Source organism: Rhodopseudomonas sp. P2A-2r, from assembly GCF_026015985.1.
Taxonomy (GTDB): Bacteria; Pseudomonadota; Alphaproteobacteria; order Rhizobiales; family Xanthobacteraceae; genus Tardiphaga.
Window position 1 is genome coordinate 3,232,361 of sequence record NZ_CP110389.1, and the last position, 14,732, is coordinate 3,247,092.

The window sequence follows — 14,732 nt, forward strand, 5'->3', positions numbered from 1 at the left end:
CGTAAAATGGAGCTCGACTTCTCGCCGGTCTTTGCGGGCTGGAAAGACCTGGCCTACGGCACGCTGGTGACGGTGGAAGTCACCGCGGCTGCTCTGGTGCTGAGCTGCCTGCTCGGACTGCTGCTCGGCATCGGCCGGCTTAACCCGCAACGCCGCGCCGTCTACGCCTTCTGCACCGCTTACCTGACGTTCTTCCGCGGCACGCCGCTGCTGGTGCAGTTGTTCCTGCTATTCTTCGGCCTGCCGGTGTTCCACATCATGCTGCCAGCCTATGCCTGCGGCGTGCTGGGGCTTGGGCTGTATTCCGCGGCCTACGTGTCAGAAATCGTCCGCGGTGCGATCCAGTCGGTGGACCGCGGCCAGATGGAAGCCGCACGTTCGGTCGGCATGTCGTCGGGGCAGGCGATGCGCGCGATCATCCTGCCGCAGGCCCTGGTGCGGATGATCCCGCCGCTCGGCAACGAATTCATCGCGCTGATCAAGAACTCGGCGCTGGTGTCGCTGCTGACCATCGACGACCTCATGCACGAAGGCCAGAAGATCATCAGCGTGTCGTACCGCTCGCTGGAAGTCTATCTCGCCATCGCGATGCTGTATCTGGTGCTGACCCAGGCGATCAATTTCGTCCTGCAGCGCATCGAGCGTCGCCTGCGCGCCGGAGGCATGATGCAATGAGCGATGCGTCGCAACCGATCGTCCGGATCTCGCGGGCTGACCAAATCCTTCGGCAGCCATGTGGTGCTTGACGGCATCGACATCGACATCATGCCGCGACAGGTCGTGGTGGTGATCGGGCCCAGCGGCTCCGGCAAGAGCACGTTTTTGCGGTGCTGCAACGGCCTCGAACAGGCCGACGGCGGCACTGTCGAGATCTGCGGCCACCGTCTGGTCGACAACGGCGCCATTCTGGACGAGCGTTCGCTCAATGAATTGCGCACTGAAGTCGGCATGGTCTTCCAGTCCTTCAACCTGTTTCCGCATCTGTCGGTACTGCACAACATCACGGTCGGCATGCGGATGGTGCGCAAGACGCCCAAGGCCGCTGCCGAAGCGGCGGCGCTGGCGCTGCTCGACAAGGTCGGCCTTTCCCACAAGGCTGCTGCGATGCCCGCCAGCCTGTCGGGCGGCCAGAAGCAGCGCGTGGCCATTGCCCGGGCGCTGGCGATGGCGCCGCGCGTCATGCTGTTCGACGAGCCGACCTCGGCGCTGGACCCGGAACTGGTCGGTGAAGTTCTGCAGGTCATGAAGCTGCTGGCGAAGGAAGGCATGACCATGGTGGTGGTCACCCACGAGATGGGCTTTGCCAGGGAAGTCGCCGATGTGGTGGTGGTGATGGACGGTGGCGCGATCGTCGAGTCCGGGCCGCCGTCACAGATATTCTCCGCGCCATCCCAGCCGCGCACCCGTGCCTTCCTGCAGGCGGTCTTGTCGCGCTAGCGCATCGCGCGCCCCGGCGAGCCACGGTCTGCCGATGAAGCTTACCATCCCAGGTCACGCTTCAACGGATAGCCGTGATCAGAACGAGTTCGCCAGCTCGATCTCGCGCTTCAGCGTATCGATCCGCCGCGCCGCTTCCTGCCGGGTCAATTGCTCCTCGAACAGTTTCGGCTGATAGGCCTCGAGCGCCAGCGTGCGCAGGGTGGTGGCCTGGCCCCTGGTCATGGGCGCTGAGATCCGGTCGGGCAGTCGATCGTAGGACATCGCAACCTCCGAAATTTGAATTTCTGACTTGCATTTACGTTCTCTATTTGTTCTTTATTGGCCTTCACGTCAAGGGGGACTCGCCATGGACAACAGGCTGAACGAAATCCGCCGGAAAATCAGGGTTCTGCGGGCTGACATGCTGGAGCTTGAGGATCGAATCCGCGGCCAGGTCGACCGCGGCGAGGACTGTTCGGAGGCCTCGCTCGTGCTGATGGGGATGCGCCGCAACCTGATCGGCCTGATCCGCATCAGGGACGCCATGGGCGGGGCCGAGCTGTGTCCCGACGTCCGGCTGAAACAGATCAACCGCTACATCGGCGGCAAGACGGTGCAGCGCTGATCGGGCGAAGGCGTTAAAACCGGTTCGATCGCGATTTGCGTGCGTTTGCAACGGGGTGTGGCAGGAGGTGCCACAGCGCTGCGGTCGCCACGGTTTCGCCGCCGGTTTGCCTCAACGACTCCGCAACGCCGCGGCGGGCTCGCCGACCATGTCCGGCTGGCGTTCCAGCGCCACCGCGGGCGAGGTCAGGATCACCATCGCCTGCCAGCCGAAGATCGCCACCGCCAGGTACAGACAGAACTCCGCGCCGTAGAGGCCGCCGACCACCGCGGCGATCCCTGTGCCGATCGGCCGCGCGCCATAGCTCAGGATGTTGATGGCCGAGACCCGGCCGAGCAAGCTCGGCGGCGTCACCGACTGCCGCAGCGTCGTGGTCGAAATCACCCACAGGATCGGCCCTACGCCGAGCAGGAAGAAGCTCAGCGCGGCCAGCCACGGCCATGGCCACCACACCGTCAGCGCCATCACCAGCGAGGCGACGAAGCCGGTGACCGGTCCCAGCGCGATCACCGTGCCGAACGGCAACCGGCGCATCACCCGCGTTGCCAGCAGGGCGCCGACCACCATGCCGCCGCCATACATCGCCAACACCGCGCCCACGCCCGTTGCGCTTAGATGAAGATGCCTGATGGCATAGGGCACGAACACCGCGATGATCATGAACGCCGCCGCGCCGAAGATCAGCTGCGTGACGAAGACCGGCTTCAGCAGCGGATGCTGAAACACGAATTGCAGCCCGAGCTTGATGTCATGCACAGGATGTCGTCGCACGACCTGCGTGCGCGGGGGTTCATGAATGCCGGCCAGCAGCACCACGGCGATGGTCGACAAGGCGACCGCAAATCCGAATGCCGCCGCCGCGCCGAGCCATCCCACCAGCATGCCGCCCAGCGCCGGTCCGCTGGCAAAGGCGATGGTGCGCGCCAGTTCGATCCGCGTGTTGGCAGCAGGCAGCAGCGCCGGCGGCACCAGCGACGGCACCAGCGAGGGCGCCGCGACGCTGTAGACCACGGTGCCGCACACCGCGATGAAGCACAGCAACGCCAGCGATGAAAGCGTCAGCCCGCCGATCCAGATCAGCACGAGGATGCCCAGCAGCGCCACCGCGCGCAGCGCTTCTGCGCCCGCCATCAAGGCGCGCCGCGACCAACGATCGGCCAGCAGCCCGGCCGGAATCGCGAACAACACGAAGGGCAGGGTCAACGCGGTCTGCAGCAGTCCGGTCTGGCCTTCGCCGACACCGAGCAGCAGCACCGCCACGATCGGCGCCGCGGCAAGCGCGATCTGCTCCGCCGACTGGGCGGCAAGGTTGGACCAGGCGAGGCGGTTGAAGGTGTCAGGCAGCTGCTCGGCGTCGATGGCAGTCATGGATGAGTCCTCGAAGGTTGCTCGGCACCATCGTCCTGGACCTGATGGCGGGCCACCCGCTTTCCGAATGCGGGCCCGCGCTCCCGCCCCCGGGCGTGGCAATCGGGGCGGCCGCTCGTGCCAGCTTCTTTGCGCATGCCAGATGCACTTGCAAATGAGTTGCAATAAAGGGAATTTTCCGCCATGTTTTGAAGATGGATGCAAAATCACCGAGTTCCGCCACCGAACCGTTGTCCGTCGCCCTGACAGAAGCCGTGGTCGGCAGCCCCGGCGGCTGGCGCAGCGAGCGCGGCGATCCCTCGCTGCTCGGCATGTTCGGCTCGATCCGCACCATCAAGAACGGCTCGTTCTGGCGCAAGCTGCTGGCGTTTCTTGGGCCGGGCTACCTGGTCGCGGTCGGCTACATGGATCCCGGCAACTGGGCGACCTCGCTGGCCGGCGGTTCGAAGTTCGGCTACGCGCTGCTGACCGTGGCGCTGCTGTCGAACCTGATGGCCATCGTACTGCAGTCGCTGTGTTCGCGGCTCGGCGTCGGCGCCGGACGCGACCTGGCGCAGGCCTGCCGCGACGCCTATCCGCGCGCGGTGTCGTGGGCGCTCTGGCTGTCGGCGGAGATTGCGATCACCGCAACCGACCTTGCCGAGGTGATCGGCACCGCCATCGGACTCAACCTTCTGTTCGGCATTCCGCTCGAGATTGGCGTCATCATCACCGCCGCCGATGTGTTCCTGATCCTGGCACTGCAGGCGTTCGGCTTTCGCTGGATCGAGGCCTTCGTGGTTACCTTGCTCGGCGTCATCGCGGCCTGTTTCGCCGTGCAGATCGCCATGGCCGATCCGAACTGGGGCGAAGTGATCCGCGGCTTTGCGCCGACCACCGAGATTTTCCACAACCGCGAGATGCTGTATCTGGCGCTCGGGATTCTGGGCGCGACGGTGATGCCGCATAATCTCTATCTGCATTCCGGCCTGGTGCAGACCCGCGGCTATGGCGACAGCGTTCCCGAGAAAAAGGAAGCGATTAAGCTTTCGACAATCGATTCCACCATTGCGCTGTGCCTGGCTTTGACCATCAACGCCTCGATCCTGATCCTCGCCGCGGCGACCTTCCACAAGACCGGCCAGCACGACGTTGCCGAACTCGACCAGGCGCATGCCTTCCTGGCGCCGCTGCTCGGCTCGTCGCTGGCGCCGACGCTGTTCGCCATTGCGCTGCTGTGCTGCGGGTTGAACTCGACCATCACCGCGACGCTGGCCGGCCAGATCGTCATGGAGGGCTTTATCAATCTGCGCGTCGCGCCGTGGCTGCGCCGCATGATCACGCGAATGATCGCGATCGTGCCGGCGGTGATTGTCACGCTGTGGTACGGCGAGAAGGCCACCGGGCAATTGCTGATCCTCAGTCAGGTGGTGCTGAGCCTGCAACTGCCGTTCGCCGTGGTGCCGCTGGTGCTGTTCACCGCGAGCAAAAGCAAGATGGGTCCCTTCGTCGCGCCGCGCTGGATCACGGCTCTGGCAGCACTCACTGCGGCCATCATCATCGCGCTGAACATCAAGCTGGTGGTGGATTTCGTGACGGGCTAGGGCCGTAGGGTGGCTTAGCGCGTAGCCCGCCGCCCATCGTCGGTCGCCAGATGGTGGGTTACGGCGCAAGGGCGCCTAACCCACCCTACGGATCAATCTTGCGGCTCGCTCACGCTGTCGCCGGCGTCGATGCGTAGCCATCCGGAGGGCGCCAGGCGCTGCTGCGGCAGATAGCGGCCCTTGTAGTCCATCTTCTTGGAGCCTTCGATCCAGTAGCCCAGATACACATAGGGCAGGCCGAGACGGCGGGCGCGGGCGATGTGGTCGAGGATCATGAAGGTGCCGAGCGAACGGCTCTCTTCGGCAGGCTCGAAGAACGAATAGACCATCGATAGCCCGTCGCCGAGCACATCGGTCAGCGCCACCGCGATCAGGTCCTCGCCGCGGCCGGTGATGCCGCTGTCCGGGCCGCGCCGGCGATACTCGATGATGCGGGTCTCGACATGGCTGTCCTCCACCATCATGGCGTAGTCCAGCACGGTCATGTCGGCCATGCCGCCGTGACGATGGCGCTGGTCGAGATAGGCGCGAAACACCGAATACTGTTCCGATGTCGGCACCGCGTTGCGCTGCTCGCCGATGATGTCGGCGTTGCGCGCCATCACCTTCTTAAAGTTGCGCGACAGGCGGAATTCGTTGGCGATGACGCGCACGGAGACGCAGGCACGGCACTGGTCGCAGGCCGGGCGGTAGGCGATCGACTGGCTGCGCCGGAAGCCGCCATGGGTCAGGAGGTCGTTGAGGTCGCCGGCCTTTTCGCCGACCAGATGGGTGAACACCTTGCGCTCGTGCCGTCCCGGCAGATAGGGGCAGGGCGACGGCGCCGTCAGGTAGAATTGCGGAGTGTCGCGCGAGTGCTGGGTCACGGGGTGCGTCAGTCTCCGAAGCAGTTCACGCCAGCATTGCGCTGCGGCGCCCGATCGTCAATCCGTGTCCGCACGGTCAATAGCTCCGGCCGGCGGGTTGCGCCATCCGGGGCTGAGCCGCGCGGTTGATCACCACGGTTCCCAGCACCAGGTCGTGCAGCAGCTGGCGGCGGCCGTTGAGCAGGCCGACGATCAGCACCAGCGGGGTCAGGAACGACACCGAGGCCCAGAACAGCACGGCGTGGGCGCAGCCCAGCACGAAATAGCTGGGCGTGCCGGAAAAGGTCCGCATTTGCAGGTCCATCATCCGCATGCCGACGGTGGCCGAATGCGGCCCGCCGAGCGACATGCCGTAATACAGGATCGGCCAGATCACCGTGGCCGGCGAGACCAGCCAGAACAGTCCCCAGCCGAGCCCGAGGGTGACGAGGCCGAATACCGCGATGAAGATCACAGCGAGAATCACCGGGATCGAGATCACCACGAGGTCGATCAGGAAGGCGAACACGCGCCGCGTCAGCACGCCGCGAAACAGTTCGGGCTGCCGCCATGGATCGAAGGCCGGCGGCTGCGCCGGACCGCCGCTGCGCCAGGTCGTGCCGGTGGTCGAACCGGTATATCCCGAACCGTTGTCAGACATGACATATCCCCTCGACTGCATCGTCTCCGTTGCAGCACATGGATATCACCGAACGCGAGCGCAAGACTCCGGAATCGTTACAGAGTGGATAGGGGCTTCTTCCCTCTCCCCCAAGCAGCGCAGCTGCGCAGGCGGGAGAGGGTGGACGCGCGTCAGCGCGGCCGGGAGAGGGGCTTTGGGAGTTCGCGGCGTTCCCTCTCCCGCCTTCGCTTCGCCATAGCCGATGCTATGCATCGGCGTCGATCTTAGAAGGGCGGCCGAAGGCCGCCTACGCACCCTCTCCCGCTGCGCAAAGCTTCGCTTTGCTGGGGGAGAGGGAAGCAAGCGGACTACCGCTCAGCGCTGCTCGCGCAGCTTCTCGGCCGCCGTCGGCGCGAAGTAGGTCAGGACGCCGTCGGCGCCGGCGCGCTTGAAGCCGAGCAGGCTTTCCATGATGGCGCGGTCGCCGTCGATCCAGCCATTGTTGGCGGCAGCCATGATCATCGCGTATTCGCCGGACACTTGGTAGGCGAAGGTCGGCACCGCGAAACTGTCCTTCACCCGGCGGATGATGTCGAGATAGGGCATGCCCGGCTTGACCATCACCATGTCGGCGCCTTCGGCGAGGTCCAGCTCGACCTCGCGCAGCGCCTCGTCGGAATTGGCCGAATCCATCTGGTAGGTGCGCTTGTCGCCGGTCAGCGTCTTGGCCGAGCCGATGGCGTCGCGGAACGGGCCATAGAAGGCGGAGGCGTATTTGGCGGCATAGGCCATGATCTGCACGTCGAGCAGTCCGGCATCGTCGAGGCCTTCGCGGATCGCGCTGACGCGCCCATCCATCATGTCGGAGGGCGCGATGATGTCGCAGCCGGCCTCGGCCTGCACCAGCGCCTGACGCACCAGGACTGCCACGGTCTCGTCATTGAGGATCTTGCCGTCGCGGATCAGCCCGTCATGGCCATGGCTGGTGAAGGGATCGAGGGCCACGTCGCAGAGCACGCCGAGATCGGGGAACTCCTTCTTGATGGCGCGCACCGACTGGCACACCAGATTGTCGGCGTTGCAGGCTTCCGAGCCGACCTCGTCGCGCAGCGACGGGTCGGTATATGGAAACAGCGCAATGCACGGGATGTTCAGCTTCATGGCGCGTTCGGCGTCGCGCACCGCCTGATCGACGCTGAGTCGTTCGACGCCGGGCATCGAGGCGACCGGCAGACGCTTGTTGTCGCCGTCGACCACGAACAGCGGCCAGATCAGGTCGTCGGTGGTGACCACGTTCTCGCGCACCAGCCGGCGCGCCCATTCCGACTTGCGGTTGCGGCGCGGGCGGGTCACCAGGTCCAAAGGCGGGGCGGGGACAGGGCGCGGGGAGGGATCGCGCATCTCGATGGGCCGTCCGAACTTGATCGCCATTTACCGTCTCTCCCGAAGCCTGAGCAGATTTGACCCTTTCTAAGTCTAGCACCCCCGCACTGTTTCGTCACCGCGGAGCTGAGGGCCTCGGCGATTGATTTTGCGGGCCCAAAGGCCCAAGAAAGCCCTCATGAATCAACTTCGACCCCGGTTCCACACCATGAGATCCGACCCGCATGTCTGAGATCGCGCCGCGTGAGTCGTCGCGGGACAACGCCATGTCGGTGGCTGCGATCTCGTCGGAACGGGAAAGGTCGGACGACAGCGTCTGGACCCGGCGGCTGGTGCTGTTCCTGCGCGTGATGGCGGTGCTGTCCATGGCCAAGGGACTCTATCACTGGGCCCAGGTCACCGGTTTCGTCGGCACCGAAGACGAGGCGTTCGAGAATCAGGCGATGGCCTGGCAGACCGCCACGGTCTATTTCGCCGTCATCGAACTGGTGGCCGCCGTCGGCCTGTGGCTCGCCACGCCGTGGGGCGCGGTGGTCTGGCTCACCGCCGTGGTGTCGATGGCGGTGATCGAGCTGATGTTTCCCGTCATCTATGGCGGCAACCTGATCCTGGTCGGCGGCGAGGGCGTGCTGCTGGCCGCCTATCTGGCGCTGGCCTGGATGGCGGCGCGGGAACGGCCGCCATAGCGCCGCGCCGTCGCAGCAAATTCGCCACCGCAAAAATTCCAACGCCACGCATCGGATCGATCGCGTGGCGTTTGCATAAAATTTTCGGATTTTTTCGTGCGTTCCGGCGGTAACCTTTGAGTCACCCTAACGCCGCGGTCATCTGTGTTACGCGAACGTTTCGAATTTGAACGATGCTGTTTCCTTATGCGACACGTGTGCCAGACGAAGCGTGAACATCGCTTTCGCATCGTCAACGAAACGTTCAAAAAGCCCTTTATTCGCGGGCTTAATGTGCGATTCACTGTCTTAAATTCATGATCTCTTTATTGTCTTATTTAAGCGGTTCTTCAATCGCGCCTCTTAAGTTGGGCCTATCAGACGAGACACAAGTTTCGTCGAAATAAGTCGATAAAAACGACAACAGGGGTTGTGTCATGATGAAAGCCGCCGCATCGGCCGTGGAAACCGTCGAACGTGCACCAGGTCAAGCACCGGTGCAGCCGCTCTACCTGGAAGCTCTTACGCTGGTTGAGCGGCTGCATCGCCGCCTGCTCGACGTCATCAAGGACGAGTTCGACCGTCGCGGTCGCGCTGATATCAATTCGGTCCAGGCGCTGTTGCTGTACAACATCGGCGACAAGGAACTGACCGCCGGCGAGCTGCGCACCCGCGGCTACTATCTCGGCTCCAACGTCTCCTACAATCTGAAGAAGCTCGTCGAGCTCGGCTTCCTCGATCATCAGCGCTCGCGCGTCGATCGCCGCTCGGTGCGCATCCGCCTCACCGCGCAGGGCCAGGAGATCCGCCACATCGTCGACGCGCTGTATCAGAAGCACGTCAAGACGGTGGAGCAGGTCGGCGGCATCTCCAACGAGGAGTTCGCCACCCTCAACAAGTCGCTGCACCGCCTCGAGCGTTTCTGGACCGACCAGATCCTGTATCGTCTTTGAGACCTTCAGAAGGGTGACGCCAAGGCGCGTCGGCGGGGAATGCACCCTCGCCAGATGTCCCGGCCAACAAGGCCGGTCACGCGTCACCCTGATCGCCTTGCCGCACGCTTCAAGTCAGCTTCCAGGAAAAACCGGATTGCCCTCCGGTCAGATCGGTCTTCCCGCAAGGGAGGGCCGATTTGTTTTGACGGTATGTCGATCGAGACGCTGGCGAAGCGTCGCGATCAGGAGAACTCATCATCCGGTTGGCGCGGCGCGCGATTGAACTAAAACATCGGCAAAACCGACCCAGAGATTTGGGAGCCGATTGGATGGGGCGATTTCTTGTTTTCACGGTGCTCTTTCCTCCGCTCGCTCTTCTAGTTTTTATTGCCCCTGACGCGATGTCGACCCGCGACCTCATGGAAGTGGGGATGCTGATCTGGATGTTGGCGTGGGCGTACACGGTTGCAGTGGTGCCCGCCTGGTTGACGGCGGCAATCGACTGGGCATTTTCGGCAGGGCCGCTATATCTCCGCCTTGTTGCGACCATGGGGGTAGCCGCCATCCTGACCATCCTGTCCGCGCGCTACGGCTTCGGCCAAAAAGGCGAGTACGTGAACTTCGGGCTGATGGGGGCAATTCCAGCAGCACTGTGCTCGTGGCTGCCAGATCAAGTGACGCGAAGCGTAAAGGCGTGAGCGACACCGTTTTCCGGCACCCAGCCAACGCCCCGATGTTTGGAGCGTGGCAATTTCGGCCCCCGTCGCGCCGAAACGGGTTTCCCCCATGGAACATTTTTGCGGCTGCGCGCTTGTTGTTCCAACCAAGGGGATCAAGCCATGTTGGTCGAACGCGGGTTGCAGGTCAGGAATGTCGAGGCGGTCGGCGATGCCTATGCCATCGCCGCAAACTATCTGCGCAAGACGGGCGCCATGCCCGACAATCATGTGACCAACAATGTGCTGCTGCAGATCATCGTCGAGCTGTTCCAGCGCGGCGACAGCAACAAGATTCGGCTGGCTAACAAGGCCATTGCCAGATTTGAAGCTGCCCTGATCGTCATCTGATGTCGCGAGAGGATTCCATGCATACCGCCATCGATCGCATCATGACGACCTATGACCTGATGGTGAACCGCAGCCAGGCCGCCAGCGAAGAGGCGCGCGGCAAGGTGACCGACTACATCACCACGCTGTTCGAAGGCGGCGAGAAGGATCCGCATCGCCTGACCGTCTATGGCCTGACCTATCTGCGCGAACTCGACGGCAGCAACGATCCGGTCAAGGCTGGATTCTCCGGGCTGTAACTCAGTCGTGCCCCGGACGCGATGCACTGCGCCGCGCTTGCGCGGCGTGGTGCGCCGCAGATCCGGCAACTGTAATTTTCGTGATCAAGCGTGAAAGGGCGCTTGATCACGAAGCACCGCATTGAGGGTGACGAGCAGCTTGCGAGCGACGGCGATCAGGGCGATTTTGGCGGGTTTGCCCGCGTCTCTCAGGGCACGATAGGCTGCTGCGAACCGGGATTTGGTTCGAGTGACGGAGACGGGCCGCCATGTAGAGGGCTTCGCGGACCCGGCGCCTGCCGCCGTGGATCTTGCGGGCACCGCGGAACTTGCCGCTATCGACATTGAAGGGCGCCAGTCCAGCCAAAGCGGCGATGGCCTTTGGCGAGCGGGAGCCGAGTTCCGGCATCAGTGCCAACAGCGTGGCGGCGCAAACCGGGCCGATGCCCGGCACCGAGCGCATCAGGCGTTGTGCGGCGTGCAGGCCCTGCTGCCCGGCAATCAGGGTGGCGATCCGCCGATCGATGCGCTGGATAGCCTGATCGAGCCAGGCGATATGCTGCATCAGCTCGTCCAGCAGGTCGGCGCCGGTTGCGGCAAGGCGGGTGCGCTCCTGCTTGCGGCAGGCGACGAGCTGATCGCGGCGCTTGTGCAGGTCGGCAAGCTGCTCCCGCGCCGGGTCGGTGGTGCCGTCGGCGCCGGGCCGCAGGCATTGGGCCATCGCCGCCAGCATCCGCGCGTCGATTGCGTCGGTCTTGGCGAGCAAGCCGATGGAGCGGGCGAAATCCCGGGCGCGGGCGGGGTTGACCCGCGCGAAAGCGATGCCGGCCGCGCTCAAGGCCCGGCGCAGCGCCTTGTCGTAGTGGCCGGTGGCCTCGAACAGCACGAATACATCGCTGCCGGCCCACCCCGCGATCAAGGCGTTGACCGCCTCGGGGAGGTTGTCGATGCGGCGCACCGTGCCGATGTTGCTGTCGAAGACGTCAAGAAAGTCCTTGGAGATATCGATTCCAACGAAGCCAGGATGTATGATCATGATGCCTGTCCCTGTGCTGCGAGGTCCGCGGCGAACGGCCTCGATCAACTGTTCAGGTGTGGGTAATGTAGCGCGGGCGGGTGCCAAGCCGGATCACGGTCTTCATGACCAGGGGCCCAACGGCATCCCGCCCCCACCCATCATGTCAGATCCCGACTACACAGGGGCCCAGCTTGTGGACCAAGCAAGGTGGGTCCCGGATCTGCGCAGCAGCGTGCAGGCGATGCTGCGCATCGCCTGCGCTGCAGCGCGTCAGGGACACGCGAAGTCCGCATCCGTGCGACGCGCGGTTTCGAATTTCGGATTCAATTGTCAAACAGCCGTGCGATCGCAGTCCCGCGACGCTTGCGCGTCCGGGCTGTGCTGCATTCCGTCCCTCTCGCAATCGAGAGGGCGCGCGGAACGCCGGGTGCCCGATGCACCCATGGGCTTGTGCGCAAAGTGTAGTAAGCGCACAAGACTTGCCACGGTCACACACCGGACTGATCCGGCGTTCCGCGCGCAGTGGTGTTAACGGCTTATTGCGTGCTCTCCCCGGCGGCCGACACGGTTTTTCGTCGCCGTCGCTTCCGGTTGAGGGTGTTCCACGGACGGGTTGCCGCGGACTCTCCACCGGGCTTGGTGCTCACGCGGGGCACCAGGACCACACGCCTTCGCCGTCCGCGCCAGCGCTGTCGTCTGCGCTTCCTCCGGTTCTCACTGGCCATTCTGGCGAGCCCTGAACCGAATTCCGCGCCTGACGCTGCCGCGTCCACCGCACCCCGCCCCGCGAACGTGACGATCGCGAGTCGCTCCTCTCGGTGGGGCAGGATGCAATGGATTATAATCTTAGATGGAAGCCGTCAAGAGGAATTGCGGATTATTTTCTCTGCGTGCCTGTCGCTGCCGTTCCGTTCCCCGGACGCGGTGCACTGCGCCGCGCTTGCGCATCGCCGGTGCTGCAGCGCGCCCGGGAAACGGAGAGCAACAGTGCATCCGGCATGCGCAGCGCGATCGCGCGCGGGTTGCTGCTCGTTCATCTGTGCTACACCGTCACCCATCAACCACCGGGGAAACCGCATGCTCACACTGCACCACCTCAACGACTCCCGCTCGCAGCGCATTCTGTGGCTGCTGGAGGAAATTGGCGCGCCCTATGAGCTGAAGCGCTATCAGCGCAATGCCGAGACGCGGCTGGCGCCGCCGGAGCTGGAACTGGTGCATCCGCTCGGCAAGTCGCCGGTCATCGTCGACGGCGACGTGGTGCTGGCGGAATCCGGTGCCATCGTCGACTACATCATCCGTACCTACGGCAAGGGTGCGATGCGGCCGGCCGAAGGCAGCGCCGACTACGAATCCTACCTGGAATGGCTGCATTATGCCGAGGGTTCGGCGATGCTGCCGCTGATGCTGCAACTCTATGTCGGCAGGCTGAAGGAGGCGGCAGCGCCGCTGCAGCCGCGCATCGACAGCGAAATCGCCCGCCATCTTGGCTATGTCGATCGCGCGTTGCAGAGGCGGGCGTTCTTCGTCGGCGACAGCCTGACGGGGGCCGACATCATGATGAGCTTCGTCGCCGAGGTCGCCGGCAGCTTCGATCGGCTCGGACCCTATCCGGATCTGGCAGGCTGGATCGGGCGCATGCATGCGCGCCCGGCGTTCCTGCGCAGCGTCGACAAGGGCGGGGCGTATCGGCTGGCGAAGTAGGTTTCTTCCCTCGCCCCGCAAGCGGGTGAGGCGAAACACTACGGCGTCGCGGCGATCGCCCTGATATCATCCACCAACGCCTGCACGCGGGTGCGATCCGCGTCCCAGGCGAACATGAAACGCGCGCCGCCGCCGATGAAGGTATAAAACTGCCAGCCGCGCGCACGCAGCGCGTCCATGGCAGCCGCCGGCATTGTCAGGAACACCGCATTGGCCTGCGCGGGAAACATCAATGCGACGCCGGGGAGGCCGGCAACGCCGTCCGCCAGCAGCTTCGCGCAGGCATTGCCATGGGCGGCGTTGCGCAACCAGGCGCCGCTCTCCAGCATGCGCACCCAGGGCGCCGACAGGAAGCGCATCTTCGACGCCAGCTGGCCGGCCTGCTTGCAACGATAGTCGAAGTCTTCCGCGAGCTTGCGGTTGAAGAAGATGATGGCTTCGCCGACGGCCATGCCGTTCTTGGTGCCGCCGAAACACAGCACGTCGACGCCGGCGCGCCAACTGGTGTCGGCCGGGCTGCAGCCGAGGCTGGCGCAGGCGTTGGCGAAGCGCGCGCCGTCCATGTGCAGGCTGAGGCCGAGTTCGCGGCAGGTGGCCGAAATCGCGGCGATTTCATGCACGCTGTAGACCTGTCCGGTCTCGGTCGGCTGGGTGATGGTGACGACGCGCGGCTTGGGGAAGTGGATGTCGTTGCGGTTGGTGGCGATGGCGCGGATCGCCTGCGGCGTCAGCTTTCCATCGGTCGATGGCGCGACCAGCAGCTTGGAGCCGTTGGAGAAGAATTCCGGCGCGCCGCATTCGTCGGTCTCCACATGGGCGGCGTCGGAGCAGATCACGCTGTGATAGGACTGGCACAAAGCCGCCAAGGCCATGGAATTGGCCGCGGTGCCGTTGAAGGCGAAGAACACCTCGCAATCACTTTCGAACAGCGCGCGGAAGGCGTCGGAGGCCTTCGCGGTCCAGCTGTCATTGCCATAGGCCGGCTCGGAACCTTGATTGGCCTCGGCCATGGCCGACCAGGCTTCGGGGCAGATTCCGGCATAGTTGTCGCTGGCGAATTGCTGGGCAGGGGTGTGGTCACGGCGGCCTCGCTGGGGTCGATCGGTCTCCACCAGGAGAGATTGACGCGCGGCTGCATCCCGTTGGTTGCCGGATCGGCCACATCTCCCCCGCGGGGGAACGCCACCTTGCCCGGGAGCAGGTTGGCGTTGAGCGTCAGCTCAACTCTTGATGTTGGCCAATGGCATATCCGCTTGGCCGGGGGCAGGCAAGGGCCCGAA

General features: G+C 64.4%; 17 protein-coding genes and 1 riboswitch. Of the genes, 10 read left to right on the plus strand and 7 right to left on the minus strand.

The window, feature by feature from the left end; translation table 11 throughout:
* Window positions 1–6: 6 nt before the first annotated feature.
* On the plus strand, window positions 7–675 hold the full coding sequence (locus tag ONR75_RS15445; protein WP_265083344.1) for an amino acid ABC transporter permease: 669 nt from the start codon (window positions 7–9) through the stop codon (window positions 673–675).
* A 3-nt stretch (window positions 676–678) separates the two neighbouring features.
* Window positions 679–1,437: an amino acid ABC transporter ATP-binding protein gene (locus ONR75_RS15450; protein WP_265083345.1), complete on the plus strand. Its 759-nt coding sequence runs from the start codon at window positions 679–681 to the stop codon at window positions 1,435–1,437.
* Window positions 1,438–1,515: 78 nt separating this feature from the next.
* Here the strand turns inward: ONR75_RS15450 and ONR75_RS15455 are convergent, their stop codons facing one another.
* A complete protein-coding gene (locus tag ONR75_RS15455) occupies window positions 1,516–1,701 on the minus strand; it encodes a DUF3072 domain-containing protein (RefSeq protein WP_265083346.1) in 186 nt (61 codons plus the stop codon).
* Between the two features lie 85 nt (window positions 1,702–1,786).
* Between ONR75_RS15455 and ONR75_RS15460 the strand changes: the two genes are divergently transcribed.
* Window positions 1,787–2,044, plus strand: coding sequence for a hypothetical protein (locus ONR75_RS15460; protein ID WP_265083347.1), 258 nt, complete (start codon window positions 1,787–1,789; stop codon window positions 2,042–2,044).
* Window positions 2,045–2,155: 111 nt separating this feature from the next.
* Here ONR75_RS15460 and ONR75_RS15465 read toward each other — a convergent pair whose 3' ends face one another.
* Window positions 2,156–3,412, minus strand: a complete 1,257-nt coding sequence (locus tag ONR75_RS15465) for an MFS transporter (RefSeq protein WP_265083348.1) — start codon at window positions 3,410–3,412, stop codon at window positions 2,156–2,158.
* A gap of 194 nt (window positions 3,413–3,606) precedes the next feature.
* Here ONR75_RS15465 and ONR75_RS15470 point away from each other — a divergent pair, with 194 nt between their 5' ends.
* Window positions 3,607–4,995 carry an Nramp family divalent metal transporter gene (locus tag ONR75_RS15470; protein WP_265083349.1) on the plus strand — a complete coding sequence of 463 codons (1,389 nt, stop codon included), beginning with the start codon at window positions 3,607–3,609 and terminating at the stop codon, window positions 4,993–4,995.
* A 92-nt stretch (window positions 4,996–5,087) separates the two neighbouring features.
* Here the strand turns inward: ONR75_RS15470 and ONR75_RS15475 are convergent, their stop codons facing one another.
* The 3 genes from ONR75_RS15475 to hemB all read right to left on the minus strand — a co-directional run bounded on the left by ONR75_RS15475 (window position 5,088) and on the right by hemB (window position 7,893).
* Window positions 5,088–5,861 carry an arginyltransferase gene (locus ONR75_RS15475; protein WP_265083350.1) on the minus strand — a complete coding sequence of 258 codons (774 nt, stop codon included), beginning with the start codon at window positions 5,859–5,861 and terminating at the stop codon, window positions 5,088–5,090.
* 76 nt (window positions 5,862–5,937) lie between these two features.
* Entirely contained in the window at window positions 5,938–6,501 is a 564-nt protein-coding gene (locus ONR75_RS15480; RefSeq protein WP_265083351.1) for an RDD family protein, read from the minus strand.
* A gap of 336 nt (window positions 6,502–6,837) precedes the next feature.
* Window positions 6,838–7,893: a porphobilinogen synthase gene (hemB, locus tag ONR75_RS15485; protein ID WP_265083352.1), complete on the minus strand. Its 1,056-nt coding sequence runs from the start codon at window positions 7,891–7,893 to the stop codon at window positions 6,838–6,840.
* A gap of 176 nt (window positions 7,894–8,069) precedes the next feature.
* Here hemB and ONR75_RS15490 point away from each other — a divergent pair, with 176 nt between their 5' ends.
* The 5 genes from ONR75_RS15490 to ONR75_RS15510 all read left to right on the plus strand — a co-directional run bounded on the left by ONR75_RS15490 (window position 8,070) and on the right by ONR75_RS15510 (window position 10,751).
* Window positions 8,070–8,531, plus strand: a complete 462-nt coding sequence (locus tag ONR75_RS15490) for a DUF6163 family protein (RefSeq protein ID WP_265083353.1) — start codon at window positions 8,070–8,072, stop codon at window positions 8,529–8,531.
* A gap of 416 nt (window positions 8,532–8,947) precedes the next feature.
* Window positions 8,948–9,463, plus strand: a complete 516-nt coding sequence (gene ldtR, locus ONR75_RS15495) for a transcriptional regulator LdtR (protein ID WP_265083354.1) — start codon at window positions 8,948–8,950, stop codon at window positions 9,461–9,463.
* Between the two features lie 311 nt (window positions 9,464–9,774).
* A complete protein-coding gene (locus ONR75_RS15500) occupies window positions 9,775–10,143 on the plus strand; it encodes a hypothetical protein (protein ID WP_265083355.1) in 369 nt (122 codons plus the stop codon).
* A 141-nt stretch (window positions 10,144–10,284) separates the two neighbouring features.
* Window positions 10,285–10,512, plus strand: coding sequence for a hypothetical protein (locus ONR75_RS15505; protein WP_265083356.1), 228 nt, complete (start codon window positions 10,285–10,287; stop codon window positions 10,510–10,512).
* Window positions 10,513–10,529: 17 nt separating this feature from the next.
* Complete coding sequence (locus tag ONR75_RS15510; RefSeq protein WP_265083357.1) at window positions 10,530–10,751, plus strand: hypothetical protein; 222 nt, start codon at window positions 10,530–10,532, stop codon at window positions 10,749–10,751.
* A 106-nt stretch (window positions 10,752–10,857) separates the two neighbouring features.
* Here the strand turns inward: ONR75_RS15510 and ONR75_RS15515 are convergent, their stop codons facing one another.
* Window positions 10,858–11,688 carry a transposase gene (locus ONR75_RS15515; RefSeq protein ID WP_265083358.1) on the minus strand — a complete coding sequence of 277 codons (831 nt, stop codon included), beginning with the start codon at window positions 11,686–11,688 and terminating at the stop codon, window positions 10,858–10,860.
* Between the two features lie 1,137 nt (window positions 11,689–12,825).
* Here ONR75_RS15515 and ONR75_RS15520 point away from each other — a divergent pair.
* Window positions 12,826–13,452, plus strand: a complete 627-nt coding sequence (locus ONR75_RS15520) for a glutathione S-transferase family protein (RefSeq protein WP_265083359.1) — start codon at window positions 12,826–12,828, stop codon at window positions 13,450–13,452.
* Window positions 13,453–13,490: 38 nt separating this feature from the next.
* Here the strand turns inward: ONR75_RS15520 and ONR75_RS15525 are convergent, their stop codons facing one another.
* Complete coding sequence (locus ONR75_RS15525; RefSeq protein WP_265083360.1) at window positions 13,491–14,462, minus strand: threonine aldolase family protein; 972 nt, start codon at window positions 14,460–14,462, stop codon at window positions 13,491–13,493.
* A 122-nt stretch (window positions 14,463–14,584) separates the two neighbouring features.
* Window positions 14,585–14,691: riboswitch (SAM-I-IV-variant riboswitch) on the minus strand.
* Window positions 14,692–14,732: the final 41 nt, after the last annotated feature.